The 25,874-nt window shown below is 61.3% G+C and carries 23 protein-coding genes, 1 tRNA gene and 2 pseudogenes; 12 read left to right on the top strand and 14 right to left on the bottom strand.

From position 1 onward, the window contains the following. Nucleotides 1-112: 112 nt before the first annotated feature. A tRNA-Ile gene (locus GGD66_RS28240) sits at nt 113-188 on the top strand. A gap of 538 nt (nt 189-726) precedes the next feature. On the opposite strand, the gene GGD66_RS28235 is transcribed toward GGD66_RS28240, so the two are convergent. The 3 genes from GGD66_RS28235 to GGD66_RS28225 all read right to left on the bottom strand — a co-directional run bounded on the left by GGD66_RS28235 (nt 727) and on the right by GGD66_RS28225 (nt 4,378). Continuing rightward, nucleotides 727-1,770, bottom strand: a complete 1,044-nt coding sequence (locus GGD66_RS28235; protein ID WP_183259654.1) for a nucleotidyltransferase domain-containing protein — start codon at nt 1,768-1,770, stop codon at nt 727-729. A gap of 424 nt (nt 1,771-2,194) precedes the next feature. Beyond that, nucleotides 2,195-3,433: a tyrosine-type recombinase/integrase gene (locus GGD66_RS28230; RefSeq protein ID WP_183259653.1), complete on the bottom strand. Its 1,239-nt coding sequence runs from the start codon at nt 3,431-3,433 to the stop codon at nt 2,195-2,197. 642 nt (nt 3,434-4,075) lie between these two features. Next, the gene (locus GGD66_RS28225; RefSeq protein WP_246788997.1) at nt 4,076-4,378 is read right to left on the bottom strand and encodes a hypothetical protein; all 303 of its coding nucleotides are present in this window, start codon (nt 4,376-4,378) and stop codon (nt 4,076-4,078) included. A 109-nt stretch (nt 4,379-4,487) separates the two neighbouring features. On the opposite strand from GGD66_RS28225, the gene GGD66_RS28220 reads away from it, so the two are divergent. Beyond that, entirely contained in the window at nt 4,488-4,832 is a 345-nt protein-coding gene (locus GGD66_RS28220; protein ID WP_312014193.1) for a DUF2235 domain-containing protein, read from the top strand. A gap of 8 nt (nt 4,833-4,840) precedes the next feature. On the opposite strand, the pseudogene GGD66_RS28215 reads toward GGD66_RS28220, so the two are convergent. The 5 genes and pseudogenes from GGD66_RS28215 to madL form a co-directional block, all read right to left on the bottom strand. Then, nucleotides 4,841-5,129: pseudogene (locus tag GGD66_RS28215) on the bottom strand (adenylate kinase family protein); the annotation flags it as partial. Between the two features lie 87 nt (nt 5,130-5,216). Further along, nucleotides 5,217-7,134 (bottom strand): annotated as a pseudogene (gene acs, locus GGD66_RS28210) (acetate--CoA ligase). Between the two features lie 90 nt (nt 7,135-7,224). Beyond that, nucleotides 7,225-7,941 (bottom strand): GntR family transcriptional regulator, encoded by a 717-nt coding sequence (locus GGD66_RS28205; RefSeq protein WP_183259651.1) that lies wholly within the window; start codon nt 7,939-7,941, stop codon nt 7,225-7,227. Then, nucleotides 7,942-8,706 (bottom strand): malonate transporter subunit MadM, encoded by a 765-nt coding sequence (gene madM / locus GGD66_RS28200; RefSeq protein WP_183259650.1) that lies wholly within the window; start codon nt 8,704-8,706, stop codon nt 7,942-7,944. Further along, the gene (madL, locus tag GGD66_RS28195) at nt 8,703-9,137 is read right to left on the bottom strand and encodes a malonate transporter subunit MadL (RefSeq protein ID WP_183259649.1); all 435 of its coding nucleotides are present in this window, start codon (nt 9,135-9,137) and stop codon (nt 8,703-8,705) included. Before madL ends, madM begins: the two co-directional genes overlap by 4 nt. A gap of 194 nt (nt 9,138-9,331) precedes the next feature. Between madL and mdcA the strand changes: the two genes are divergently transcribed. From mdcA to GGD66_RS41190, 9 genes are all read left to right on the top strand, one after another. Continuing rightward, nucleotides 9,332-10,978, top strand: coding sequence for a malonate decarboxylase subunit alpha (mdcA, locus tag GGD66_RS28190; RefSeq protein ID WP_183259648.1), 1,647 nt, complete (start codon nt 9,332-9,334; stop codon nt 10,976-10,978). Between the two features lie 10 nt (nt 10,979-10,988). Next, nucleotides 10,989-11,306, top strand: a complete 318-nt coding sequence (gene mdcC, locus GGD66_RS28185; RefSeq protein WP_183259647.1) for a malonate decarboxylase acyl carrier protein — start codon at nt 10,989-10,991, stop codon at nt 11,304-11,306. Then, nucleotides 11,303-12,217: a biotin-independent malonate decarboxylase subunit beta gene (locus tag GGD66_RS28180; protein WP_183259646.1), complete on the top strand. Its 915-nt coding sequence runs from the start codon at nt 11,303-11,305 to the stop codon at nt 12,215-12,217. Before mdcC ends, GGD66_RS28180 begins: the two co-directional genes overlap by 4 nt. Next, the gene (gene mdcE / locus GGD66_RS28175) at nt 12,204-12,941 is read left to right on the top strand and encodes a biotin-independent malonate decarboxylase subunit gamma (protein WP_183259645.1); all 738 of its coding nucleotides are present in this window, start codon (nt 12,204-12,206) and stop codon (nt 12,939-12,941) included. Before GGD66_RS28180 ends, mdcE begins: the two co-directional genes overlap by 14 nt. After that, nucleotides 12,934-13,581 (top strand): malonate decarboxylase holo-[acyl-carrier-protein] synthase, encoded by a 648-nt coding sequence (gene mdcG / locus GGD66_RS28170; RefSeq protein WP_183259644.1) that lies wholly within the window; start codon nt 12,934-12,936, stop codon nt 13,579-13,581. Before mdcE ends, mdcG begins: the two co-directional genes overlap by 8 nt. After that, complete coding sequence (gene mdcB / locus GGD66_RS28165) at nt 13,578-14,423, top strand: triphosphoribosyl-dephospho-CoA synthase MdcB (RefSeq protein ID WP_183259643.1); 846 nt, start codon at nt 13,578-13,580, stop codon at nt 14,421-14,423. The genes mdcG and mdcB overlap by 4 nt, the downstream gene beginning before the upstream one ends. Further along, nucleotides 14,423-15,340, top strand: a complete 918-nt coding sequence (locus tag GGD66_RS28160) for an acyltransferase domain-containing protein (protein ID WP_183259642.1) — start codon at nt 14,423-14,425, stop codon at nt 15,338-15,340. The genes mdcB and GGD66_RS28160 overlap by 1 nt, the downstream gene beginning before the upstream one ends. An 852-nt stretch (nt 15,341-16,192) precedes the next feature. Beyond that, nucleotides 16,193-17,233 (top strand): MBL fold metallo-hydrolase, encoded by a 1,041-nt coding sequence (locus GGD66_RS28155; protein ID WP_210321692.1) that lies wholly within the window; start codon nt 16,193-16,195, stop codon nt 17,231-17,233. Continuing rightward, nucleotides 17,221-17,586, top strand: coding sequence for a hypothetical protein (locus tag GGD66_RS41190; protein ID WP_210321691.1), 366 nt, complete (start codon nt 17,221-17,223; stop codon nt 17,584-17,586). Before GGD66_RS28155 ends, GGD66_RS41190 begins: the two co-directional genes overlap by 13 nt. A 12-nt stretch (nt 17,587-17,598) precedes the next feature. On the opposite strand, the gene GGD66_RS42460 is transcribed toward GGD66_RS41190, so the two are convergent. The 6 genes from GGD66_RS42460 to GGD66_RS28125 form a co-directional block, all read right to left on the bottom strand. Then, complete coding sequence (locus GGD66_RS42460) at nt 17,599-18,330, bottom strand: catalase (protein WP_246788996.1); 732 nt, start codon at nt 18,328-18,330, stop codon at nt 17,599-17,601. A gap of 191 nt (nt 18,331-18,521) precedes the next feature. Further along, nucleotides 18,522-19,916 (bottom strand): M20 family metallopeptidase, encoded by a 1,395-nt coding sequence (locus tag GGD66_RS28145; protein WP_183259641.1) that lies wholly within the window; start codon nt 19,914-19,916, stop codon nt 18,522-18,524. A gap of 31 nt (nt 19,917-19,947) precedes the next feature. Continuing rightward, a complete protein-coding gene (locus GGD66_RS28140) occupies nt 19,948-21,075 on the bottom strand; it encodes an ABC transporter ATP-binding protein (RefSeq protein ID WP_183259640.1) in 1,128 nt (375 codons plus the stop codon). After that, nucleotides 21,072-22,214: a Xaa-Pro peptidase family protein gene (locus GGD66_RS28135; RefSeq protein WP_183259639.1), complete on the bottom strand. Its 1,143-nt coding sequence runs from the start codon at nt 22,212-22,214 to the stop codon at nt 21,072-21,074. Before GGD66_RS28135 ends, GGD66_RS28140 begins: the two co-directional genes overlap by 4 nt. 130 nt (nt 22,215-22,344) lie before the next feature. Next, nucleotides 22,345-24,120 (bottom strand): ABC transporter permease subunit, encoded by a 1,776-nt coding sequence (locus GGD66_RS28130; RefSeq protein ID WP_246789013.1) that lies wholly within the window; start codon nt 24,118-24,120, stop codon nt 22,345-22,347. A 27-nt stretch (nt 24,121-24,147) separates the two neighbouring features. Then, nucleotides 24,148-25,263: an ABC transporter substrate-binding protein gene (locus GGD66_RS28125; RefSeq protein ID WP_183259637.1), complete on the bottom strand. Its 1,116-nt coding sequence runs from the start codon at nt 25,261-25,263 to the stop codon at nt 24,148-24,150. Nucleotides 25,264-25,390: 127 nt separating this feature from the next. Here GGD66_RS28125 and GGD66_RS28120 point away from each other — a divergent pair, with 127 nt between their 5' ends. After that, a complete protein-coding gene (locus tag GGD66_RS28120; protein WP_183259636.1) occupies nt 25,391-25,873 on the top strand; it encodes an Lrp/AsnC family transcriptional regulator in 483 nt (160 codons plus the stop codon). Nucleotide 25,874: the final 1 nt, after the last annotated feature.

Here is a 25,874-nt window from a genome sequence, read left to right as displayed (position 1 = left end):
CGATGCCGCGGCGGCGTTCCCATCCCCAGAGCCAGCATTGCACCCCCGCCCCCATCCCTGTAAACGAACCGCGCACCGTTGCCGGCCGTACATCGCGAGCCGTCTCGCGGCGGGGCCTGTAGCTCAATGGTTAGAGCCGGCCGCTCATAACGGTCTGGTTGCAGGTTCGAGTCCTGCCGGGCCCACCAAAGAAATCAATGACTTATCAGGCACCAGTTCGCCGGATCGGAATCACCGCACCAGAAACCGCACCAGATACGTGCGCTTTTCGTTCACTGGCTGGGTCGCACTTGGCAATTTTGTCGACGGTATCGGACAAATAGTCGGGATTCTGATGGCTATACGTGTTGAGCGGCACCTCAAGCTACATTCCGAGATAGCCCACTGCCTGCCAAGGATCCGCGCCCTTTCTGTATAAGCCAAGTCTGCGGTGTGTCGTAGCGTGTGCGCTTCAAGCACCAGCACCGAGGATGCTCGTAACGGGACGCCGCGGCATCGCGCCCTTGTCTCGAGGAGCGCTCGTCCAATGAGAGGCCGGCAGCCGCTAGGCTGCCAGCGGCGCCGATGCTCAAGCTGCTGCTGGTCGTGCTGCTGGTGCTGCTGGGGATGATGCCGGCATCATGACCGTCGGCATGTCGATGAGCAGCAGCATGCTGATTATATCATGGTGCCGCTGATGATCGGCGGCGCCGGATATGCCTGAGCCGTTTATGCCGACCCTGCCCGCTAGGCTCGAGCAGCGCTATTTTTCTTGGCGAAAAGAGGCGCCGCGCTGTCCACCACCTCTTTCGGAAGCATCCTTAATTGCTCTGCGTCGAACGGAAGGTGAGTAAGATAGTTCGCCACCAGAGCGCCTACGGCTTCAGCCTGCGCTGCATCTCGTTGGCGTTTGAGCGCCTCTCTGTCCGCACGACGGGACAGCCATAGCTTATGGGCGGCCCAAACCCGCGGATCCGGAGCCACGATGCGTACCGGTTCGCCCTTTTCGTCGATCGCGACCGCCTCGAACGCGGGAGCATTCTGCAGCCAATCGAGTCCTTCGATTTGCACAGCGGACAAATCTTCCGGGTCCGAGCCGATCTTATCTGGACCCTTCCGCCAAGGTGGGCTCTGCATTGGCTTAATCAAATCGACGAGATAGCCGTCCCGGTTTATAGCGCGGAACGTCTGCTTGGCGCGTTCGAAGCTGGTGTCCACTCGCTTGAGTATCTTCATGAGCGATGACTCAGAGACGTGGTCGTCTGCGACGAACGTTAGTCCGCCGCGCGCATCGAACAGCAGATCGATGTCTTCCGTCGTGGCCAGGCCCGAATCGAGTCTGACGCCGGAAGAGGCCTCATAACCGTAGATCGCGTTGGTCCCGAGAATCCGGATCCCAGAACCCAAGATTCCGAATCCGTCGAGAGCGCGCATGATCCGGGCTCCAAGCAACGGTACGCGGCCCAAGCCGAGCGCACGATTGACCGCGGCTTGACGATCCATTGTATCGCGCAAGTTCTTCACCCGGTCTTCTGCAACAGCACGTTTAGCTTCGAAGTCCGCCTTCATTTTTTCAGTTTCGGGCGAACGCGAGCCGAGCGAGGCTTGCTTCCTGAGGCCAGCCTTGTCGTAGTAGCTCCGGACGAGGTATTCGCGGCCTTTCGACTCCACCCAAGTCAGGGACCCCCGATGGGTATCGTAGGCCTCCTTGGCATCCCTCAGGGCCTGGAAGCGCTGCTGACTATTGACCACCTCGCGGCGTTGGTCATTGTTAAGCTCTTGAAAATCCATGGTTTCAACAATCTAGCCCGATTTCTAACTCAGCTGTTAAAACGCTATTTATCATCTGGAATCAATAGTTTCAACAGTTCCACCAGACATAGAGACAAACTGTTGAAACCGGGAACTCGCACTTACCTCGCTACCGCCCTCATCGAATCGCCGATCAAGCGGAGGTAATCCTGTTTCCTCCTCAGCGAAGGCAACATCACGATCCAATGGCAGATCAGATCCGCCAACTCCGGGTCGCCCAAAGAGGCCCCAGATCGACTGCTTCGCTTTCGATAACGCGCAGCGGAACGCCTTCTTCGTAGTGCTTGGGAATCTCTCTCAGATGCTGCGGCAGCCACCGTCCGTAATTGGCGAGGTCGACCCGAAGATCAGCGTCGTACCTTCCGCGGACGGAACGGCTCCGCACGAAATAGCGAGTAACTTATCAGGCGCCATTTCGCCTGATCGGAATCACCGCACCAGATACGTGCGCTTTTCGTTCGCCGGCTGGATCGCGCTTGGCGATTTTGTCGACGGCATCGGACAAATAGTCGGGATGGTGATGGCCGTAAGTGTTGAGCAGCACCTCAAGCGACATTCCGAGATAGCCCGCTGCCTGCCAAGGATCTGCGCCTCGCTGCATAAGCCAAGTCGCTGCGGTGTGTCGTAGGGTGTGAGGGGAGATTCCCGGACCAAGGCCTGCCAGTCTCACGGCACTCTTGAACGCCGTTTTGACCGAGGTAACGGGCCTTCCGTTGTACTCGACGAAATGCTTCGCCTCTGGATTAATCCGGTGCCAGCGCCGTAGGTGAGCAAGCAAGCGCAACGGTATCGGGACGGTCGGCTGCCGCTTGTTGGTTTGGGCACTGCCCTGTTTTAGACGGTAATAGCGGCCGCGCTCCAGGTCGACATAAGCTCGACCGATTGCAGGAATGGGAGATGCGGCTGCAATAGCGCCCGCCCGGGTTCCGCTATAGATGCCCAATAAAATAAACCGTGCAAGATGGCGCAGCGGACGCTTGCATGTCGGGACCTTCAGGTCGTCGGTCGGCCGACGCGAGCCCTTCTGCATTTCGCGATGGCGCCAGCATGTCCAAATCAGTTTCGCAGCATCGCTGCGCGTCAACCACTTGTCTCGAGGTTGGCCCTTCTCTGGCAGTGATATCTTGACGATTTCCCGATGAAATCCTTCGGCCGCATGGTGACCAATTGCTGCGCGGAGGTCCTCAAGGTCTCGGCGCGCGCCTCCCCTCCGCGCGCGCTCCCTGGCGTACGAGCGACACGCCTCCCCGTTCACCTCGCCCAGCATTTTTGCTCCCCACCAGTCGTTCAGCCGCTCGATCCGCCTTTTGAACTTGCGGATATCGGGGATGGTATCTTCGTTCTCGCTATCGACATTGAAACGGCCGCGAAGCTTGTCCAATTGCGCGTCCAGATAGATCGAAAGGACGTCGGCAACGGCGATATCGTCTATGTGACGAATTCGTCGCTTCGGAGTGTGTTTAGACGCTATGTAATCCTTCAGTTTTTCCTCTGCGGCCGCAATCTCATCTGCAGCGCAGCCTGTGCCGACATCCCGGCCGTTGTCTCTGATGATCCAGGTTGCTTGGTGGGTGATCTTTCCGCTCTTGTTTCGGCGGGCGGCCTTAAACTGAAGTCTGGCGCCCTTGCTTCTTCGCGGCATAGCTCTCGCATCCGTTCGATATGAGCCAGCGTTGTAAATTCCTTGCCGGCAATCTTCTCAATGACCAATCGGTTACGATCGCGCTCGCGACGTAAGCCCGCGACCGTCATTCCTCCCAAAGGAAACGCGATCTTCGCGGCATCAGCAAGGCGAAGAGGAGTATCGGGTGTAATTTCAGGTTGCGCACGATTTGACATCGACGCTTGTCGGCTGTTGTGGGGGCTTACACGAGCAGTCCCACTATCATCGCAAAGGCCAATCTCTGCATAAAGGCACCACGCTCCTTAGTCGCACAATTGAGTGCGTTCTCGACCAATCGCGTAGGTTAGCGTCGCGAGCAGAATGGGCTCGAGACGTGCAGGCTCCAAGTGCTCTCCAAAATTTCTGCGACAGAGCGCACTCAGGGCTCCACGACGGCCTGACCTAGCAGCCCGCTTAACTTAGCTCTATGAGGCGCTCCCCAGGGCGCCGGCGACACAGCGGCCGGCAGCAACGCCAACTGGTATCGGCTGGATCCGCCGTTACCGGCCGTGTTCCACTATAGCCTCTACCCTCAAAGGCTCAGCATCAACACGCATGACTGCGGCAATCGATAAACTCAATCCGGAGCGCCGACAGCCGGGTCGTCCGCGCGAACAGACGTCAGATTGGCAAGGTCCACGCGTTTCCGATTGGCCATTGAACGAGATTCCTGGGACGGTACGACGCATCCGCCCGCCAGCGGTCGAATACCGACTTGTCAATCGTCTTGTTCACATTCACATGGGCCCCGTCATCGCGGACGTCCGGCTCCTGGTCGATCGTCCGATAGAGCGGCTTGGTGACCCTGGAGTATAGGCCGTAGGCAAACTCTTTGTAGGAATCCGCAAGCGGCGCCGACAGTCCGTCACCGTCCAGATCCACCTCGCTGCGGAATGCGAGTCCTTGCGACTGGGCCTTCTTCATGATCGAGCGCAACGGCACCTGAGGCAATAGGTCGGTCGCGTATCCACCTCCAACGTTGGCGTGCGCGCCGACGAACCAGCGTTGCTCGACGCTGGATTATGAGGTTGGCGTGAATGGCTTCCTTGGCGGCGTCTTTGGCAAAGGCCTTGATGAGAACATCCGGCTCGCGTACGAGTGGCTCGTCGAGAACTACAATGACGGAGATGAGATATTCATCTTTGGCGTCAGTCGCGGAGCTTACACCGCCCGAAGTCTGGCGGGGCTGATCGCAAAGCTCCGAGTTTTAAAGACGGGCTCGCCAATTCGCATCACTCAGTTGTATGACCGTTATAAGCGAGGGAACGAGGAGAAGATCTGGCGTCTGGCTGAGCTGGAGAGCTCCGGAAACCTTCAGAATATTACGACGGAAGAGCAGTGGTTGCTCGAGGACGTGGCTCAATTCATGGCCCTTTAGGAGATGGTCAAGGCTTCAGCTTGGGCAACCGTGCGCGGAAATCCGTCTAGGATGAAACCTCGATCCGCGTCAGGCTGTGCAATGCGCTCGGCAATCAGCCCGATCACCAGACCGTCCGGGACGAGCTCGCCGCGCTCCATGATCTCCGCGACGTGTCGTCCGATCGCGGCTCCCCCAGATACCGCTGCGCGCAGCATGTCACCCAGTCGAGAGCTGCGGGATCCCGAGCGTCTGGGATAGCCTGACCGCCTGCGTTCCCTTCCCGGCGCCAGGTGGTCCTAGGAGAACAAGCCTCATATCGTTCCTCCGTCAAAGTCGGCTTCGAATGGCTGCGCGGGTCGGTGGCGCATGCCGGATCACAATCACACCGATGTTCGTCGACGATTAAGCCGGCCCGCCCTTCCTGTTCTGGCGGTTCTTGACGAGATCATCGACCACAGCGGGATCGGCAAGCGTCGAGGTGTCGCCGAGGCTGCCCGGTTCGTCCTCGGCGATCTTGCGCAGGATGCGGCGCATGATCTTGCCGGAACGGGTTTTCGGCAGACCGGGCGCAAACTGGATGAGGTCCGGCGAGGCGATCGGCCGATGTCCTTGCGGACCCAGGCGACCAGTTCCTTGCGCAGCGCTTCGCTCGGCTCCTGGCCCTGCATCAAGGTGACATAGGCGTAGATGCCCTGGCCCTTGATGTCGTGGAGATAGCCGACCACCGCCGCTTCGGATACCGCCTGGTGCGCCACCAGCGAGCTCTCGACCTCGGCGGTGCCCATGCGATGACCTGAGACGTTGATGACATCGTCTACGCGGCCGGTGATCCAGTAATAGCCGTCGGCGTCGCGGCGGCAGCCGTCGCCCGTGAAATACTTGCCGTTGTAGGTCGAGAAATAGGTCTGCTCGAAGCGCGCGTGGTCGCCATAGACCGTGCGCATCTGGCCTGGCCACGAACGCGTGAGACAAAGATTGCCTGACGTCTCGCCGTCCAGCACCTTGCCGTCGGCGTCGACGATTTCAGGCACCACGCCGAAGAACGGTTGCGTCGCCGAGCCCGGCTTCAGCTTGGTCGCACCCGGCAGCGGCGTGATCAAAATGCCGCCGGTCTCGGTCTGCCACCAGGTGTCGACGATCGGGCAGCGTCCCTCGCCGACGACGCGGTGATACCACTCCCAGGCCTCCGGATTGATGGGCTCGCCGACCGAGCCCAGGAGGCGAAGGCTCGCGCGTGAGGTCTTCTTCACGGGCTCGTCGCCGCCTTGCATCAGCGCACGGATTGCGGTCGGCGCGGTGTAGAAGATGTTGACCTTGTGCTTGTCGATGACGTTCCAGAAGCGCGAATTGTCCGGATAGTTCGGCACGCCCTCGAACATCAGCGTGGTCGCGCCGTTCGCCAACGGTCCGTAGAGAATGTAGCTGTGGCCAGTAACCCAGCCGACGTCGGCGGTGCACCAGTACACGAGATAGCCGCCCGTCGAATGCACGACTCCCTTTGGGGCGCCGGTCGAGCCCGACGTGTAGAGGATGAACAGCGGATCCTCCGCCTTCATCTCCGCGGGCAGACAATGTTCGGAAACCTTGGCTGTTTCCTCGTGGTACCAGACGTCGCGGCCGGCATACCAGGCGACGTTTCCGCCGGTGCGCTTGACGACGATCAGCGACTTGATTGTGTCGCCGGTCTTCCTGATCGCTTCGTCCACGTTGGACTTCAGGGCAACCTTGCGACCGCCGCGCAGTCCCTCATCTGCCGTGATGACGACCTTGGACCCGCAGCCCTCGATACGACCCGCAAGCGAATCCGGCGAGAAGCCGCCGAAGACGACGGAGTGAACAGCCCCGATCCGTGCGCAGGCCAACATCGCGTAAGCCGCCTCGGGGATCATCGGCAAATAGATGGTGACGGTATCGCCCTTCTTGACGACGTGCGCCTTCAGCACATTTGCGAATGTGGCGACTTCCCGCGCCAACTCGCCGTAGGTGATCTTCCTGGATTCGTTGGGATCGTCGCCCTCCCAGATGATCGCGACCTGATCGGCGCGCTTCGCAAGATGACGGTCGATGCAGTTCCAGGCGACATTGGTCGTGCCGTCCTCGAACCATTTGATCGAAATGTTGCCGGGCTCGAACGAGTGTTGCTGACCTCAGAGAAGGGCTTCATCCAGTCGATACGCTTGCCGTGCTCGGCCCAGAAGCCCTCGGAATCGGACAGCGAGCGCGCCTACATCTCGCGATATTTGGCATCGTCGATCCAGGCGCGCTTCGACCACTCGGCAGGCACGTCGTAGACAGACACCCCAGAATTGCCATCGGCCATGTTGCTCTCCTTAAAATTGTGATTTCAAGCAGACGCAACTTATCGCGCACCTGCCCTGGTTGGCTTCAAGAGCGGTTCAGTCCGCTATTGTCAGAGATTGTCGGGCTCAGGCCCATCGACGGGCCGGAGACGGTCATCAATGTAGCGCCGCAGCGCTGCGGCGGCGTTCAGCATATGCGCACGCATTCGGCGTGAGGCCGCTTCGCCGTCGCCTTCGGCGATCGCCTGCATGATCGCATCATGCTCGTCGCGGGACTTGCGGATGCGATCGCCCTGCCGCAATTGCGTGCGGCGGAAGGCACTCAGCCGGGCACGAACATCCTGGGCCTGCTCGGCCATGAACGAGTTGTGCGTCGCGCTGTAGATACATTCATGGAAGACCCGGTTGAAGGCATCATAGGCATCGACGTCGTTGGCCTCGACCATTGCCCGCGAGCCTTCGTGTAGCTCGATTAGGCGGCTGCGTTCTAGCGGCGTCATGCGATAGGTCGCGAGCCTGACGCACAGGGCCTCCACCTCAGCGCTGGTCTCGAACATGTCCATAATCCGTTCGGGTGTCATCCGCGCCACCACAACCCCGCGACGCCCACGCACCTCGACCAGTCCGCTGACGACGAGTTGCCGGAGAGCCTCCCGCACCGGGGTGCGGGAAGCTCCGAAGCGATCGGCAAGCTGCTGCTCTTCCAAAGCCGAGCCGGCAACGAGCGCACCGGAGGCGATCTCGTCCGTGAGCGCATTGCGGATGCGATCGGAGAGGAGGCCGCCATCTTCTTCTGCTTCGGCTGCGACTTTGAACAGACCTGCCATTCAGCTTCCTATGATTGCGCGCACCGTGAAGTAGAGGATGGACGGTGCGACCAGGCATCCGAGGCCCGTGTGAAACGTCGCGGTCAATGCGCCGTAAGGCACGAGGCGACGATCGGTCGCCGCAAGCCCTCCGGAAACGCCGCTGACCGTTCCCATCAAGCCGCCAAACACCATTGCGCTGCGCGGATTGTCGAGCCCGATCATCTTCGCGACGAAGGGCGTGCCGATCATCACGATCACCGCCTTGAATACACCGGTCGCGATCGAGAGCGCAATGACCGGCGATGACGCGCCGATCGCTGCCCCCGTGACCGGACCGACGATGTAGGTGACCGCACCGGCGCCGATCGTCGTGAGCGATTCGGCGTCAGTGTAGCCAAACGCTGCGGCGACGAACACGCCCAGAATGAACGGAACGACCGTTCCCAATCCGAGCGCGACCGCACCGATCAGTCCGGCCTTTCGCGCATGGACGACATCGACCTCGAAGGCGGTGGCGACGATGGCGAAATCCCGCAGCATCGCGCCGCCCATCAGGCCGATCCCGGTCAGCGCCGGCAGGTCGGCGACGCCCTTTTCGCCGCCGGTGGCGAGACCTCCGAAAAAGGCCAGCACGAGACCCAGCATGATCGCGATCGCCGAGCCGTGGATGCGGCCGAAGGTGAGGTATTTCGAGATCGCCCCCGAGACCCACATCAGGATCCCGACGGCGGCGAACGCCGTGATCAACGCATTGGCTGCGAGAATGTGAGAGATCATGGTCATCCGACCCTCCCGGACTTGAAGTGGGGCACATTGGCCTCGATCGCCTCTCGGGCTTCGATCTCGTCCATGGTCTCGACGCGGCCGCTGAGCCGGCCGATCAAGGCCACCATCGCGAAACACACCGCGACCGCGCCGGCGCCCGCGATGACGACGATCGGACCGCCCTTCGCCGCGGCGACGACGTTCTGCTGCGCGGCCATGGCGACCACGATCGGAATGTAGAAGCTGCCCCAGAACTCGACGCCGGTATTGAGCCCGCGGCTGAGCAGGCCGTTCCGCACCAGCCAGAGCCGGGCCGCGATCAGGAACATCATCGCAATGCCGACGCCGCCGACATTGGCCTTCACACCGAGGGCAACGCCAAGAAGGTCCCCAAGCAGGCCTCCCAGCAGGGTGCAGATCGCGAGCAGAGCTACGCCGGAAATGGTCACGGGCGCCTCCCTGTTGCGAGCGGGGCGCAGGCCCCGGGATACGAGGCCTCTGTATGCATTCGCATCATAAATTCCCTCCTGTGTATGCGAATATCCATCGCTTATATAGTTACGTATACACTAATTGACATTTGAAGGCAATATGCATACATTCGACCCCATCGAAGACCAACTTCGCATGCCGAGGAGCTGAAATGAGCGATTGGGGTATGCAAAAGGCCGCCCTGGGCGAGCGCCTCGCGGCCGGCCGACAGCACGCCAGGGGGAAGGTCGTCCCGATCCCGAACCTGGGCGCATTTCTGAAGGCGGTGGTCCGGTCAGGGGATCGGGTGTGCCTGGAGGGGGATAATCAGAAGCAGGCCGATATCCTCGCCGCGGCGCTCGCGAACCTGGACGCTCGGGATGTCCACGACCTGCACATGGTGCAGTCGGGCGTGGTGCTGCCCTCCCACCTCGACATCTTCGAGAAGGGCATCGCGCGGCGGCTCGACTTCTCTTATTCCGGCCCGCAATCGGCGCGCATCGCGCGCATGCTGTTCGGCGGCAAGATCGAGCTCGGGGCGGTCCATACCTATCTCGAGCTGTTCGCCCGCTACTTCATCGACCTCACGCCGAACGTCGCGCTGATCGCGGCGGTGAGCGCCGACAAGGACGGCAACCTCTATACGGGGCCGAACACCGAGGACACGCCGACGGTGGTCGAGGCGACCAGCTACAAGAACGGTCTCGTCGTGGCGCAGGTCACCGAGATCGTCGACAAGGTGCCGCGCGTCGACATTCCCGGCGATCTCGTGCATTTCGTGGTCGAGGCTAACAGGCCCTTCTATGTCGAGCCGCTCTTCACCCGCGACCCCGCCGCCATCACCGAAACGCAGATCCTGACGGCGATGCTCGCCATCAAGGGCATCTACGCGCCTTACGGCGTGCGCCGGCTCAACCACGGCATCGGCTTCAACACCGCCGCGATCGAGCTGCTGCTGCCGACCTATGGCGAGAAGCTCGGCCTCAAGGGCAAGGTCTGCACCCATTTCGCGCTCAATCCGCATCCGACGATGATTCCGGCGATCGAGTCCGGCTGGGTCGAGCAGATCCATTGCTTCGGATCGGAAGTCGGCATGGAGGATTACGTCGCGGCGCGCTCCGACATCTTCTTCACCGGTCCCGATGGCTCGCTGCGCTCCAACCGTGCCTTCTGCCAGACCGCGGGCCTCTACGCCTGCGACATGTTCATCGGATCGACGCTGCAGATCGATCTCGAAGGCCACAGCTCGACGGTGACGACCAGCCGCATCGCCGGCTTCGGCGGCGCGCCCAACATGGGCTCTGATCCGCGCGGACGTCGCCATCCGAGCGAACCCTGGCTCAAGGCCGGCGCCGAGGCCGACCCCGATTCCAGCGCTGCGCTGCGCCGAGGCCGCAAGCTCGTGGTGCAGATCGGCGAGACCTTCGGTGACAGCAACGTCCCGCTCTTCGTCGAGCAACTGGATGCGCTCGAGCTGGCACGCAAGCTCGACCTCGATCTGGCGCCGGTGATGGTCTACTCCGACGACGTCACCCACATCGTCACCGAGGAAGGCATCGCCAACCTCCTGATGTGCCGCAGCAAGGACGAGCGCGAGCAGGCGATCCGCGGCGTTGCCGGCTACACCGACATCGGCCGCGCGCGCGATGCCAAGCTGGTCGAGCAGCTCCGGCAGCGCGGCGTGATCCGCCGCCCCGAAGATCTCGGAATCGATCCGCTCGACGCCGATCGTCGCCTGCTGGCCGCGCGCTCGATCAAGGACCTCATGCTGGCCTCCGGCGGTCTCTACCGTCCGCCCAGCCGCTTCCGCAACTGGTGAGGAGTTTTGCATGGAAAAGCTCAGCTTCAGACTGACTGCAACGCAATCCGCCGGCGGCACTCGCGCGCAGGCGATCGTCGGCGTCGTCGCCTCCGGCAATCTCGAAGTGCTGCTGGAACGTGCCTCGCCCGCGGACACCTGCACGATCGACATCGCCACCGCCGCCCACGGCTTCGGCGCGGTGTGGGACGCCGTCGTCCGCGACTTCGTCGCGCGCCGCTCCGCCGGGGGCTTGCGCATCTCCATCAATGACGGCGGCGCCCGGCCCGACACGGTCGCGCTGCGACTTGCCCAGGGCGTCCGCAAGATCGAGGAGCCGGAACGATGACAGCCGTGACAGCCAATGACGTCTCGCTGAGCTGGTACGAGGCGAGCGCGCGGCAGCGCATCGACGCGCTGGTCGATGCCGGCAGCTTCTGCGAATTCATCGGCCCGGAGCTGCGCGAGATCAGCCCGCATCTTGCGATCTTTGACCTGCCGGAGCAGTTCGACGACGGCATCGTCATCGGCCGCGGCCGGCTCGACGGTACGCCCGTGCTCGTCGCCGCGCAGGAAGGACGCTTCATGGGCGGCGCCTTCGGCGAAGTCCACGGCGCAAAGCTCACCGGGCTGTTGCGCGCGGCGCGCGCGCTCAAGCAGGATCTGGTGATCCTGTTCGATACCGGCGGCGTGCGGCTTCAGGAAGCCAATGCCGGCGAGCTCGCGATCGCCGAGATCATGCGCGCGATCGTCGAAGCGCGGCGCGGCGGCATCAAAATCGTCGGCCTGATCGGCGGCCGCGCCGGTTGCTATGGCGGCGGCAGCCTGATCGCCGGCACCTGCTCGAAGCTGGTCATCTCCGAACAGGGGCGGCTCAGCGTCAGCGGCCCCGAGGTGATCGAGACCAACAGGGGCATCGAGGAATTCGATTCGCGCGATCGCGCGCTGGTCTGGCGCACCATGGGCGGCAAGCATCGCTATCTGATCGGCGGCGCCGACATTTTCGTCGACGACGAGGCGCTGGCGTTCCGTGAGGCGGCGATCGCTGCGCTCAAGGCCGGCAGACGATGCGACGTCCCGGTCCTCGAAGCCGAGCAGACGCGGCTCGAGCGGCGGCTGCAGCGTTTCGGCGAGGCCAAGGACGCCGTCGATATCTGGCAGGCACTCGGCATCGACGATCCCGCCGATGTTCCCGCACGTCCGACCGGCGCGTTTCTTCGCGCGGCCAATAACAGGGAGAACGCCGATGACGCTCGATGACATCCTGGCCGGCCTGTTCCCGAACGGTGCCAAGATCGAGACGATCGGCGCGATGATCGCGGGACAGGCGACGCTGCCTGACGGCGGACCGATCCACGTGCTCGGCGTCACGCAAGGACAGCCCTTCGGCGTGGACGAAGCCATCGTGCTCGCGGGGCGCGTGATCGAGATCGTCAAATCAGGGGATCGGGCGCCGATCCTGTTCCTGGTGGATTCCGCCAGCCAACGCATGAGCAAGCGCGACGAGCTGCTCGGCCTCAGCGAATATCTGTCGCATCTCGCCAAGACGCTGCTCCTGGCGGAAGCCGAGGGACATCGCACCGTCGGCCTGCTCTATGGCGGCAGCGCAGCCGGTGCGTTCATCGCCACCGCGCTTGCGACCGGCACGCTGGTAGCACTGCCCGGCGCGCATCCCGCGGTGATGGACCTGCTGTCGATGGCGCGGGTCACCAAGCTTCCGATCGATGTGCTCAAGGCCAAGGCGGAGGCAACACCGGTGTTCGCACCCGGGCTCGACAACATGGTGAAGACCGGCGGAATTCACGTCGTCTGGGACGACGCTGCGCCGCTGGCGCCGCAGTTGGCCGCCCTGCTGCGGCGGCCACCCGGACAGGATGATCGCGGCCGGCTCGGCGCTGAACGCGGCGGGCGGCAAAAGGCCGCCGAGCTTGCCGAACGCGTTGCGCGCGCTGCTGCCTCGCCTCAGGGGGCGCGACATGGCTGAAGCCCTGGCGCGCCACAGCATGGTGAAGGCCTCACCGGCGGGATGGGCTGCGGTGATGAACCGCTATCCGGAACTTGCCAGCGAGCCGATCGTCGCGGGCTGGGCACGTGCCGGCCGTCCGCTCGTCGTTCGCCGGCCGGCTTGCAGCGATACCGCCGGTCTCGTTCCACTCGGATTACCGCTGCCGCCGAGCCACGGCAAACGGCGCATCGCGGTCTCGCTCGCCGCAGCCGATATCGTCGCGTCCGCGCCGCCGCCGTTACTGGCGGACGCCGCGGCGGCAGCGCCCGCGCGCTGGCGCGAGACGATCGAGAAGCTCCTCCAGCTTCTGCCGGAGACGCGCACCTATGGCAGCCTGGCCTGGCAGCATCTCACAGGCCTGCCCTATCTCTCCGACAGTTCGGATCTCGATCTGCTCTGGCCGCTGTCCTCAGTGAAGCAGGCGGGATCCCTGTTGTCCGACATCGCGGGAATCGCGAAGCAAGCGCCGATGCGGCTGGACGGCGAGATCACAGGTCCCGCCGGCGGCGTTCAATGGCGCGAGCTGGCCGGCACTGACGAGGACGAAGTCCTTGTGAAGGGCGAGGCAGGCATCACCACGACAACGCGCGCGGCCTTCCTCGCAGGTCTCGTGTCATGACCTCTGCACTCCGATGGCAATCACGGCCGGGACGCGCGCTCGATGCGGAAGAGCTCGGCCATCTCGCTTCGCTCTCTCTGACGCTCGAAGTCGAGACCTATCCGAAGCCGGGGCTCGTCAGCCATGTCGACAACGGCGCGCATCGCGACATGGACGCCGTGATGCTCTGCCTGAGCGCCGACACGCTGGCGCCGTTCTTCAGCGAGCTCGCCGTCGCGGGCGCCGAGGGCGCCGGCATGAACCGGCTGCGCGCGATCGGCGTTGCCGCCGAGCGCGCGATGCTGGCCGCGACACAGGGCGTGAACACGCATCGGGGCGCGATCTTCGGACTGGGTCTGCTCTGCGCCGCGGCCGGCTATCGCAACGCCGTCGGCATCCGCAAGTCGCTCGGCCGGCTGGTTTCGGAGCGTTGGGGCCACGACATCCTCTCGGGCCCGGTCTCGCTGCGCAGCCATGGCGCCGTGGCCGGACGGCGCTACGGTGCCGGTGGCGCCAGGGTGGAAGCTGCCGACGGCTTTCCGTCAGTCTATGATATCGCCCTGCCCGCGCTGCATGCAGCGCGCGAGCTTGCGCCAAATGACGAGGAAGCCGTGCGCGTTGAGACCTGCATGAGACTGATCGCCGAGGTCACCGACACCAACCTGCTGCATCGTGGCGGTGCGGAAGGATTGCGCTTCGCGCAAGAGAGTGCGGCCAGCTTCCTTGCTGGCGGCGTCGGCTCTCTGGGATGGCGCGAGCGCGCCGCCGAGATTCATCGAGCATTCGTCGCCCGCAATCTCAGCCCCGGCGGCTCCGCCGACCTGCTGGCGATGGCGCTGTTCGTCGATCGGCTGGAGGTCTGATGCTGGCACTGCTCTGCGGCGGACAAGGCACGCTCTCGGACAAGATGTTTGATCTTGTCGCGGACCAGCCCGCTGCGGAACCAGTGTTTACTGCAGCGACGACATTTCTTGGCGCGGATCCGCGGGAGTTCATCAGGACGCGGACCGCGGACGAACTCTCCGTCAATCACACCAGCCAGATCCTGACCGTCACATCGACACTCGCCATCCACGCCTGCATTGCGGACCTGCTGATTGAGGAGATTGCCGTCACCGGCTACAGCGTCGGCGAGATGGCGGCCTGGAGCATCGCTGGGATCTGGAGGGCCGATGAAGCGCTGCGGCTCACGGATCTTCGCGCGCGGCTGATGGAAAGCTCGGCAGGGCCTAATGGTCGCCTCGGTTATGTTCGCGGGCTCGACCGGGCCGCGCTCGAAACTCTGCTTGCCAAACATCGCTGCGAGATCGCGATCCGGAATCCCGACCTTCTTGTCGTCATCGGAGGCGCAGAGCGTGATGTCATCGCGCTCTGCGACAAGGCCGCCAGAGAAGGCGCGCGCACCGGCCTTCTCGCCGTGAAGATCGCGTCGCACACGACGAGGCTCGCGCAGGCCTGTAAACCTCTGCAGCAAGCGCACGATGCCAGCAGGCACGCGGCCATCGCAAGTCATCGCGTGCTGCTTGCCGGCGGCGACGGCGAGCGCATCTTTTCGGCCGAAGATGCCACGGCGAAACTGGCAAACCAGGTCGCGCATCCCATCGACTGGGCGGCAACGCTGGAGGCACTCGCGGAGCTGGGCGTCACCGCGGTGCTGGACCTTGGCCCTGGCCATGCGCTGGCAGAGATGATGCGCGCCTCTCAGCCGTCCATCCGCTGCTACGCCGCCGACGGATTCCGCACCATCGATGGCCTGCGCAAGTGGATTGCTGCGGGCTAGGCATCGATCCGTTTGACGTTCTCCTTTTCGCTGTTTGTTCGATCGCGTGCCTCAACCTGACGCTGCCTTAGCGGCTGCTCGCCCACTCACGCGCCGGAACTCCGCTGCTTAATCGTGTCCAGCGCGACAATATGCTGTCCGCGGCGCTATCCTCTACGCCCACCGGCTCTGCTACCTGCGCATGCCCAGTCACGCGGGAATTAGCTCTGTTAGATCAGGAACGCGCTCGAGCCGTGCGACGAGAGCGGTTCAGGTCACCCATTATCAGAGATTGTCGGGCTCAGGCCCTTCGACGGGCTTGAGGCAGTCTTCAATGTAGCGCTGGAGCGCTGCGGCGGCGTTCAGCATATGCGCCCGCGTCCGGCGTGAGGCCGTCTCGCCGTCCCACTTCGGCGTCGACTAGATCGGCGTGCTCGTGTTTCTCAGAGGTCCTGGCGATCCTGATGCTTCCGACAGTGACCTCTCCGAAGGTCGCGGGAGTGACCTGACGATGGATGTTTGACACCCGCTTCGGTTTCGCGGGTCGATGCCAATAACTGTTAGGCTACCGCGCGAAGGACGACAGCCCTCCAAAATCCGCACGATCATGGACAGGTAAGAAACTCACGGTGGATAAGCTGCGCGCGTATGTGGAGTTGGTGTCCTGGGAATACTCGCTGCAACGGTCTCTCTGCGAGTCAGGTCAAGCTTGAGAATCCGCCCGCGAGCGGGCGAGCAGGCGCTACTGGAAACCAACTATGCAATCGGAAGGTCCAGCTAGTCTCTCACTCGCTTGGATTGACAATAGTGATCGAGGAGTGATGATCCGGGCAGAGCCGGCCGCGATAATCATCGCGGCACCAAGAGGACGATATGAAGCTATTCCAGCGCTCAGCAGTCTCGTTGTTTCGTGCCGAAGAGATCTCGGCCGAATTGATGAAAGGTCGGCGCGCCCTACTGAAGATGGGCTGCGCTTGCTGCGTTGCGCTCGCCGCGTCGCCCTACGCACTCGCGCAGACGTCCTCGCCTGACGTAGCGCAGCATCTCGCAGCGGCAAAAGAGGCTGCAGGCTCAGATCTCGGCGCTTATCTCGCTCTCGGCAGATCGGCAGATCCGAACTTCAACCAGCCGGTGCCTGATCTCGAGGCGCTTATGAAGGTCCCGGCGCCACCTCCGGGGAGAGCCTTCGACAATTTCTACTTTGTCGGCAGCAAGTGGGTAAGCACTTGGGCGATCACGACCTCCGACGGCATTATCCTAATCGATGCTATGGACAATGAAGAAGAAGCTGTGCGAATCGTGGAAGGCGGATTGAAAACGCTCGGGCTGGATCCGGCCAAGGTGAAGACCATCATCGTCACGCACGGGCACGGAGATCACTACGGCGGCGCGAACTACTTCGTACAAAAATACAAATCGCGCATTGTGAGCGACATCGATTGGACAATGATGGAAACGAAGCTTGAATTCGACACCCCACTCTGGGGCAGGCCACCGAAGCGCGACGTGTCGGTGGTCGATGGAGACAAGGCCACCCTCGGCGAGACGACGATCGACATCCTAATTACGCCCGGACACACGATGGGCACGATCTCGCCAATCTTCGACGTCCTGTCAGGATCTCAGAAGCATCGCGCATTGCTGTGGGGCGGCACGTCCTTCAATTTCGGCAAGAAACCCGAACGTCTGCAAGCCTATATCGACGCGACCGCGCGCACTCGGGAGGTCGCAAAGCGCCAAGGCGTTGAAGTCTTCATTTCAAACCACAATGGCTATGACGGCGCCCTTGACAAGCTTGCGGCGAAAACCGTGAACGGCCCGAACCCGTTTATACTCGGTGCTCCAACCGTTCAACGCGCTTTGACCGTAATGAATGAGTGCGCACAAGCGACACTTGCATCGTGGAGATCCTGAAAGAAAGCCAAGACGACCGGATATTGAGGAAACTGCGCAATTCCCCAAGGCAAGCCGTCTGGGCCCTCCAGCGTCAGCGGAAAATCGGCATCTCGAAGCCCTCACCGATCAGATCGCCAGAAACCGAACAGCGAGGGCTTCACTGGAGGCTGCTATTTGTGCCGCCGGGCGTAAGAGACAGGATAGGCCGCCGACCTCGCATCGATCATCGGATTCTGCGCTTCAATTCCGGATGGAAGAGCATTTGGCAGGAACAGCAGTTCCTGCTGTGCAGCGTCGTTATTCTGCACGACTTTCGTTATCGAAATCGAGCCAAGTTCTACAACCTGGCGAGTATCGGGCCAGGCGATTGATGGATCGTCGAGCTAGTCTTCGGCGGCGGCAACTTGAAGCATCACCTTGAAGTTCACCGGCCCCTGGTCCGCGCGAGTCCTGATTTCGGCACTCAAACAATTACCGGCCTTGTTGACCGCTTCGCCGTCGCTCAGATAGTGAGCGCCGGCCGTTGGCAGAAATTGACAGCGACCAAACGTGACCTGGCCGTCTCCGTTTGTGAACTTGAACGTGTTTACGCCATAGTATGGCAGCGTGGCGTAACTCACGGGCGCTGGCTTTGGTGCAGTCAGGAATGCCTTCGCGATCGGGTGGGTAGCCAGATAATTATCGAGCGGCGTCGGTTTGCTCGCCTTCGGTCCGCTGCTTCCCAGCGCGATTAACAAGTCGCGGAAATCATCGGCCGTAGGCGACGGGAAGCCGTTGAATGAGTGGGCCACGATATCGCTGTCCGAGCCGTCAGGCACCCTGAACTTGATTGCCAGTCCGCGGGGCCACCCCCCTGATTGTCCGGAATGTCGGGAATTCCAGCAAAGTTCGAAAACCGCACCGCAACGGGAACTCCTGTTCGCTGCAGGTGAGGCGCCTTGCTGACGGTAGACGCTTTGACACTCGGCGTGAAACTCCCCTCCAGCACAATTCCCTTCGCATGAACCGCTCGCGCCCCGGGATGGGAGCCGAAGACCCGGTTCGAGACGGCAGCCTCGAGGCCCGGCTGAGCCGGAGCAGGTACGAGCAATTGCAAGTCTTGTCGCCGCAGCCATGATGGTCCGATGCGTCACCCATGTGCTTTGCCCCCTTCAGCGTCCGAATTCAAAGATGGCGCTCAGGGCCACCTTGACGGAGCTTGGCGTATCAGTCGGGAAGCGGTACTTCGAAAATGCGCAAGGGCCTTCGCAGAAAACCGATCACCCGGCCACGGCCCGCGGGTGCCAGCGAAGAGTTGGCAATCATTTCACCCTCGCCGGGCTGAAGGTAGGGTATCTGGCTCACCAAGATCCCAATACAGCCCCGCCATAACCTCCAGAGCTTCACGCGCGAGCCCGATCGGCATGTGCTCGTCGGCTGCATGTTGCCGGCAGCCAGGATAGGCATGCGGGACCCACAACGTGGGCAAATCCAACACGTTGGCAAAGATGTCATTCGGAAGCGATCCTGCGAAATTGGGCAGGATTGCCGGCGATTTCTGCGTCGTCCGGGCAATCGAGGCTTGGGCCCACCTAGCCCAGGGATCCTCAGGATCGAGGCGCGTGGCAAGAAAAACACCATCGCTGGGGCTTGGAGTCACTTGGACCATGTCGAGACCGGAACTCACGAGGTGTCGCCGAAGCGCCGGCAAGAAGTCCTCTTGATCAACGCCGACCACGAAGCGGAGCTGGCAGCGGGCCCATGCACTCGGCGGAATGGCGTTGACCGGCGCCTGTGGATTTCCGCAACTGATGGCGAGGACATCAAACGAGCACCAGCCATACACCTGCTCTGAAGGGGTCAGTCCCGGCTCGCCCCAAGCCGGATCGATCTCAGGTTCGCCAAGTCCCCCGTCAACAACGCAATCGGCAAGCGCCCTCCGGACGGAGTCAGGCAGCCCATTTGGAAGCCATTCTGGAATCAGGATTCGTCCGCTCGGCGAGACGATCGTGGCCAGGGCATGCGCAAGCTGGATTGCAGGATCGGAAAGCAGACCGCCCCAATTGCCGGAATGATATGCGCTCTCGCGCGCGTTAATCGAAATGTCGAATGTGACACATCCGCGCGAGCCCAGGAATATTGTAGGCCGATGCTCGGACAACCGTGGTCCGTCGGACGCCATGAAAAGATCGGCACGCAGAAGTTTCCGATGCGTCGTGCATAGTTCGCGGAGGCCGGGCGAATCGACCTCTTCGCCCATCTCGATGAGGTATTTCAGGTTGAACCCCAGTCGACCTCTCGTCTCGAGGACAGCTCGGAGGCTCGCAAGATTGATGGCATGCTGTCCCTTGTTGTCTGCGACACCACGGCCATACCAGCGATCATCGAGCCTCGCGAGGCGCCAAGGCGACATTCCGGCGGCCCAGGATTCGTCCATTCCTCGAACCACATCGCCGTGCCCATATCCGAGCACCGTCGGCAATGCTCCATCTTCTTTGCGCTCCGCATACAGGAAATCCGCGCCTGCGGCAGTCAGATGCTGGCAATCGCAGCCGAGCTCTTCAAGCATGCAACGGAGTTCGTCGAGATACTCAGCAATCTGAAGCGTTCGCTCCGGATTCTGGCTCTCGGAAGGAATGGCGACGAGCCGCGAGAGCACTGTCTCGAAGCCTCCAGAATCGAGATGATTTCTCGCGCGCGAGATTGCAGCGTTCCGGCTCATTTCGGGTAGCTCCTTGCACGCCAAAGGGAGCTCAACCGGCAGCCGGAAACACGCGGGTATGCGCCGCCTCGATCTCAACGCGGACCCTTTGACCGGATTGGAGCAGCGGCCGTCCGGGGCTCACCGAAGTCCGGGCTGTCAATCGAATGGACCCCACCTGCACGAGCACGCTTTGGTTCGTGCCCGTGTAGGCAGATTCCAAAACCATCGCGGTGGCGCGGTCGTCGGGTGTCAGATCGACATACTCCGGGCGAACGGCCAGCAACCCTCGATCGCCCGACGTGAGCACCTGAGTGTCTTTCTGCACACTCTCAAGTCGGAGATCAGCGCTACGGGCACACACCTCACCTCCCGACTGCCGCAACTCGACTGGCAGAAAGTTCATCTCGCCTATGAACCCCGCGACAAATGCAGTAGCCGGCTGCTCGTATAGCTCACGCGGTGTTCCACACTGCTGCAAGCGTCCCTGCTCGAGCACAGCGACGCGGTCGGCCATCGACAGCGCTTCCTCCTGGTCGTGGGTAACGAAGATGATTGTGCTACCAACCTCCTTATGGATCAGCTTGATCTCCATTTGGAGTTGTTGCCTGAGCTTGCGATCCAGGGCCCCGAGCGGCTCATCCATGAGCAACAGTGGAGGACGGAAGACGAGAGCCCGGGCCAAAGCGACACGTTGTTGCTGTCCTCCCGACAACTGGCTGGGAAGTCGCGCACCATATCCGTCAAGCGCAACGAGCTTCAGGGCTTTTGCGACTTCACGCTCAATATCTCCGCCACGTAAGCCTCGGCGCCGCAGCGGATAAGCAATGTTCTCCGCGATGGTCATATGGGGGAATAAGGCGTAGCTCTGAAACACCATGCCGAAGCCGCGACGATGGCTGGGAACGTCATTGATGCGTACGCCGTCGAGCGTGATATCACCGGACGACGACGCTTCGAACCCGGCGATCATCATCAGCAAGGTCGATTTTCCAGACCCGCTGGATCCAAGCAAGGCTACGAACTCGCCTGGCTGAACGGACAATGATACGTCGTCGACCGCCTTGACCGGACCGAACATTTTGGTCAACGACTTGACCGAGACGGAGCCACGTTTGCTGTTCGCCGCAGCGACACCAGCCATTGCCTTACCGTTCGCCACCGCTGTGCTGACGCTCATTTCGGCTCCGTCTCGAATATTTTGCGCGGTATTGAAGTCAATCGCTTACCGCCAGAACTGGTCGCCACGACGGACTCGCTGAAGGCAAGACCAGCGGCGGACGTGTACATGTGAAAGACCATTCCTTCCTCGATGGCCCAGTCTGAATGAGGCGTGAAACAGCGATATAGGTCACTCGTGTGCTGGGACACGAGCGGCGCGGTACCGAGTGTGTAACCGGTGATGTTATCGTAGGTCTCTCGCAACCCGGCCTCGACGACGCCTTCGCGCACGATGCGGTCAACGTCAGCGGCAATGGCTCCAGGCCGTAGCGCGGCGATTTGGCGATCCTGTAGCGAGATCAGAGTTTGGGCTGCAGCTCGCTGCTCGTCGTTTGCCTGCCCAACGATGACAGAGCGCATGATCCGCACCGTATAGAAACGCAAGCGCGGCAACAGTTCAATATGAACGATATCGCCGTTGGCCAGCGGCCGCTCTGCGAGGAACCCGTGCAGCGAATCCCAACCCGACCCAACATTAAGAGGCCCAACAAAGCCATCGTCGAACCCGAGCCGATAGTAGGCGGCAGCGGCAGCGGCGGCGATATCACGCTGACTCTTGCCGCCTGCCACTTCCTTGACAGTCATGTCGAAGGCCGCGTCCAAGAGCGAACCCGCTCGGGACATATGTGCGATCTCTTCCGACGACTTGCATCGCCTGAGATCCCATCCCGAACGCTCAAGGTCACAAAACTCCGAGTCCGGCAAGAGCTTGCGAAGCGATTGGAATCTTTTGATCGTAAACGAGTTCGATTGAAACTCGGCGCCGATCCGGACAGGCGCCGAGCCCGTTTCTCGCAAGGTGCTGACCAATAGCGCCAGCGGATCGTCCCAGTCGCCAAAGCCCACAATCTTATCGATCCACGTGCGCTGCCGCGCCGGGGGCATATCAAGCTTGCGCACGAGCAGGAACGGCTCGGACGATGCCGGCACGATGCACGCACGCCAGAGATTCTCAGAGACCGTATAGCCCGAGAGCCACGACATCATCTCAGGTTCATCGAAGATGACGCAGTCAAGACGACGCTCCGCCATCAACCTTCGAACAGCGTCATATCGACGCTTGTACTCCTCGACGGAGAATGTGAGATCGCGACTCATGATCGATGCTCCGTTGCGGTTACGAAAGCTTGACCCAGATTGGGCCGAGTGCATAGCTTCAGGAAAGGCGTCATTGGCTTCTCGTTAGGATGCAAATTGTTCGAAGCGCTCTTTATTTTGCTCTTTCCCCTCAAGGATGGAGATTTTCCTGCGGCCGGCGGCCTTGGACGACCAAGCCTACGAACAGCCGCAGGAGCAGGAGAAGCGCAAGTGCGGCGAGAAACAGAACGGCAATGACTGCGATCTGGGGACTTATCTCCAGGCGGATGTTATCCCACATTCTCATGGGCAAAGGCGTAGCCGTAGGTCCGCTAAGGAATAGACCGAACACGACGTCATCAAACCCCACGATGAACGCGAAGATTGCTGCGCTAGCTAGCGTCGGCAAAAGCAATGGAAGGGTCACTGTTCTCAACGTCACAAGAGGGCTCGAGCCGAGGCTCGCGGCAGCCAACTCGAGTGTGCGATTGAAGCGCTTGAGTCCCGCGATCATGACGATGACCGTATAAGGCGCGCCGATGATCGTATAACTGAGGGCGAACGCCAGCGGATTGCCGATCAATGAGGATCCGGCGAGAGCAAAGAACAACGAAACCGCAATTACGACGTGAGGAACAATCAGCGGGGAGATCAAGAGAAGATAGACTGGCACGCGCGCAGAGAAGCGGTACCGCACGAGAGCGAAGGCAGCAGGAACACCAATAGCCACGCTCAAGAGAGCGGACAGCCCTGCCCATCTCAGGCTGAAGCTTAGTGCATCGAGCCATTGGGTATTTTTGAGCAGACTTGAGAACCAGCGCAGTGAGTAACCAGGAGGCGGAAAGGTGAGATATGGTGCATCGCTGAATGCAAGAGGAATCACGACCATGAATGGCAATATCAGGAGGAGCAGCGTTGACGCCGCAACAACGTACAGCAATGGCCGGCGGATGATCGTGAACGCCTCGTGCAACCTCAACGACGGACCATGCAGGATCGCAGTCACGCGTTCCAGGATCGGCCACTGTGCAGAGAGGCCGGATGTCGAGGTGCCGATCGGAGAGATGTTGTTGTGCGGGCGATCGTCGAGCTCTTCCGCGATGCGCTGACGAAATATGATGAAGACTGCGATCACTGTCAGCATCAAGATCGATGATTGGGCTGCGGCTTCATCGAAATTACCGAGGATCAGCACGCGCAGGCTAATACCCTGAGCAATCAGATAGCTGTCTGGACCACCAAGAAGCTCTGGCGTGATGTAGAAGCCGAGACTGGAAAGAAAGACAAGCGTGCAGCCGCTGATCACGCCTGGCATCGAGGCTGGCAGCGTGACTCTCAGGAAGGCGTCGGTAGGAGGACTTCCAAGGCTTTGTGCCGCTTTTGCAAGGCTTGGATTAACCCGCGCCAGCACCGCGTAGAGAGGAAAGACCATGAGAGGCAGCTGGACCTGCACCATCCCGATGTAGACGCCGATCGAATTAAACACCATTTGCAGCGGCTCGGAGATGAGGCCGAGGCGCAAGAACAGCTGGTTGATAGGCCCGTTGGGGCTGAGCAGGACGATCCATGCGTAGGTTCGGATCAGGACGCTCGTCAAATATGGAAGCGTGACAATAAGTAGGAGAAACGCCGCCCAGCGCGGCGGGCATTTCGATATGGCATAAGCGAGCGGATAGGCGGTGATCAAACAGATGATCGTCACGGTCGCGGCGAGCGCGAGTGTCCTGAGGGCGATCCATAGAAACGCCGGCGAGTTGGCGATCTCGATATAGCTGTTGAGCGACCATGCGCCATCAAGCTGCAGGCTCTTGAGCACGAGTTGCGCAAGCGGCACGACGTAGCCGATCGAGAACAGGATCACGATCGGCAAGAGAAGTAGGACAGGCACCAGGCGCGCCCGTCCTAAGATGTATCTCCTATGCGGCATGGCCACACTCGCATCCACCATCTTGACCTACCGTGCACCTGAAATCCAACGCTCCCATTGAGCGACGGCAATTTCATTGTTGGCCTTGCCGTTGGCTCCCACGGTGTTCCAGAATTCGTAATCCTGGACGAATTGCAGCTTCCGTGCTTCCGATGAGGTCGGCAGGAGCTTTGCCCTTTCCGGCGGCACGAAGTCGAATGCACGCGAGTTCGGTGGCGCGTAGAGAATGTGTTGGACGAACTTCGCCTGGTTCTCGGCTCGCGCTGAGAACGCGAGAAACTTGAATGCATTGTCGGCGTTCTTGGTGCCCTTCAAGACCACCCAGGTGTCGTACTGCAACATTCCCTGATTCCAGGTGTAGCCGATCTTGGCACCCTGCTCGTTGGCTGCCGAAACCCGACCGTTCCAGGCGCTGCCGGCCGTGATCAACTTATCAATGATCATCTGCGGAGCTTCCGCACCAGTATTCCACCATTTCAGGATGCTTGGCTTGACCCGGCTGAGACTCTTGAACGCGCGATCCCAATCAAGTGGATAGAGCTTCGACGGATCAACACCATCCGCCATCAAAGCTGCTTCGAACGTGCCGCCGTCCGAGGCCCAGGTTCCGGCCATGAGCGAACGCCGTCCCGCGAATTTTTGGGCGTCCCATACATCCGCCCACGAGTTCGGCGCATCGGATGCAAACTTCGACGCATCATACGCAATGAACAGCGAATAGATAATCGCGGGCACGGTGAACTTGCCGACCTTGACCGGACTGAACGCGTCGAGGTCCGCCTTGTCAAAGTAGCCATAGTCGATCGGAAGCAGAAGATTGTCCCGCTCGAAAGTCGGGGCCTTGCCGCCAGGAAGAATCGTCACGTCATATCGGGGAGCGCCGGCCAACACGCTCGCGCGCACCGCTCCCGTATCGGTGCGCGGTTGAGCTATGACCTTGATGCCCGTCTCCTTCTCGAAGGGCTCGAAATAGGCGATCCGCTTGGCTTCTCCCCAAGAGCCGCCGCCGTCGTAGACCACGACCTCACCGGTGCCCTTCGGGATTTGCGCAATCGCGGGCGTGGGAAACAGCGAGCGCGCGGCCGCAAGGCCCCCTGCCAAAGCCGTTCCCTGGAGAAGCTTGCGTCTGACTACATCCACCATCTGCGGCTCCGTGTGTAGTGGCAAATACTTGCTCGACCCGGCTTCGTGCATATAATCTGCCAAGCCAGTGGCTGAATTCGCCGTTCTGCGACCCAAAATGCCATAAAACTGCAAATTGAGAGGTTAAATGGCTGTCACGCGCACTGACCTCGATCGTCTCGACCTGAAGCTTCTGATGCTGCTGCAGGAGAATAATCTGCAGACCTCTGAGGAATTGGCAGAGCGCGTGGGACTTTCCCCGACGTCCTGCCTGCGTCGGCTTAGGCGATTGCGTGAAAACGGGGCGATCATGTCCGACGTCTCGATCATATCGCCTTCGGTCACCGGGAAACGGGTCACCTCGATCGTGCTTGTGGCGCTCGAGCAAGAGCAGCTCGATCTTCTCCACACCTTCAAGAATCGGATGAGCGCCTATCCTGAGGTTACGCAGTGCTACTATGTAACGGGTTCGGCTGATTTCATTCTGGTCGTCAACACGGGCTCGATGGAAGAATATGGGGCTTTCACCGAGCGAGCATTCTTTCCAGACAAGAACGTCAAGTCGTTCAACACATATGTTTCAATGCAGACGGTGAAGTTCACCACCCGCATCAATCTTGACGTATCCTGAC

The sequence above is a fragment of the Bradyrhizobium sp. CIR48 genome, from assembly GCF_014198315.1.
Taxonomy (GTDB): Bacteria; Pseudomonadota; Alphaproteobacteria; order Rhizobiales; family Xanthobacteraceae; genus Bradyrhizobium.
This window is presented reverse-complemented; position numbering and strand designations above follow the sequence as displayed.

Excerpts from the sequence above, each read along its gene's own strand:
- GGD66_RS28155 (WP_210321692.1), top strand. The coding sequence starts at position 16,193 with ATGAAGCTATTCCAGCGCTCAGCAGTCTCGTTGTTTCGTGCCGAAGAG.
- GGD66_RS28130 (WP_246789013.1), bottom strand. The coding sequence starts at position 24,120 with ATGCCGCATAGGAGATACATCTTAGGACGGGCGCGCCTGGTGCCTGTC.
- mdcG (WP_183259644.1), top strand. The coding sequence starts at position 12,934 with ATGGCTGAAGCCCTGGCGCGCCACAGCATGGTGAAGGCCTCACCGGCG.
- mdcC (WP_183259647.1), top strand. The coding sequence starts at position 10,989 with ATGGAAAAGCTCAGCTTCAGACTGACTGCAACGCAATCCGCCGGCGGC.
- GGD66_RS28140 (WP_183259640.1), bottom strand. The coding sequence starts at position 21,075 with ATGAGCGTCAGCACAGCGGTGGCGAACGGTAAGGCAATGGCTGGTGTC.
- GGD66_RS28235 (WP_183259654.1), bottom strand. The coding sequence starts at position 1,770 with ATGGATTTTCAAGAGCTTAACAATGACCAACGCCGCGAGGTGGTCAAT.
- GGD66_RS28225 (WP_246788997.1), bottom strand. The coding sequence starts at position 4,378 with ATGAAGAAGGCCCAGTCGCAAGGACTCGCATTCCGCAGCGAGGTGGAT.
- GGD66_RS28135 (WP_183259639.1), bottom strand. The coding sequence starts at position 22,214 with ATGAGTCGCGATCTCACATTCTCCGTCGAGGAGTACAAGCGTCGATAT.
- mdcB (WP_183259643.1), top strand. The coding sequence starts at position 13,578 with ATGACCTCTGCACTCCGATGGCAATCACGGCCGGGACGCGCGCTCGAT.
- GGD66_RS28160 (WP_183259642.1), top strand. The coding sequence starts at position 14,423 with ATGCTGGCACTGCTCTGCGGCGGACAAGGCACGCTCTCGGACAAGATG.
- GGD66_RS28125 (WP_183259637.1), bottom strand. The coding sequence starts at position 25,263 with ATGGTGGATGTAGTCAGACGCAAGCTTCTCCAGGGAACGGCTTTGGCA.
- mdcE (WP_183259645.1), top strand. The coding sequence starts at position 12,204 with ATGACGCTCGATGACATCCTGGCCGGCCTGTTCCCGAACGGTGCCAAG.
- GGD66_RS28230 (WP_183259653.1), bottom strand. The coding sequence starts at position 3,433 with ATGCCGCGAAGAAGCAAGGGCGCCAGACTTCAGTTTAAGGCCGCCCGC.
- madM (WP_183259650.1), bottom strand. The coding sequence starts at position 8,706 with ATGACCATGATCTCTCACATTCTCGCAGCCAATGCGTTGATCACGGCG.
- GGD66_RS28205 (WP_183259651.1), bottom strand. The coding sequence starts at position 7,941 with ATGGCAGGTCTGTTCAAAGTCGCAGCCGAAGCAGAAGAAGATGGCGGC.
- GGD66_RS28120 (WP_183259636.1), top strand. The coding sequence starts at position 25,391 with ATGGCTGTCACGCGCACTGACCTCGATCGTCTCGACCTGAAGCTTCTG.
- GGD66_RS28145 (WP_183259641.1), bottom strand. The coding sequence starts at position 19,916 with ATGAGCCGGAACGCTGCAATCTCGCGCGCGAGAAATCATCTCGATTCT.
- GGD66_RS42460 (WP_246788996.1), bottom strand. The coding sequence starts at position 18,330 with ATGGCTGCGGCGACAAGACTTGCAATTGCTCGTACCTGCTCCGGCTCA.
- GGD66_RS28180 (WP_183259646.1), top strand. The coding sequence starts at position 11,303 with ATGACAGCCGTGACAGCCAATGACGTCTCGCTGAGCTGGTACGAGGCG.
- mdcA (WP_183259648.1), top strand. The coding sequence starts at position 9,332 with ATGAGCGATTGGGGTATGCAAAAGGCCGCCCTGGGCGAGCGCCTCGCG.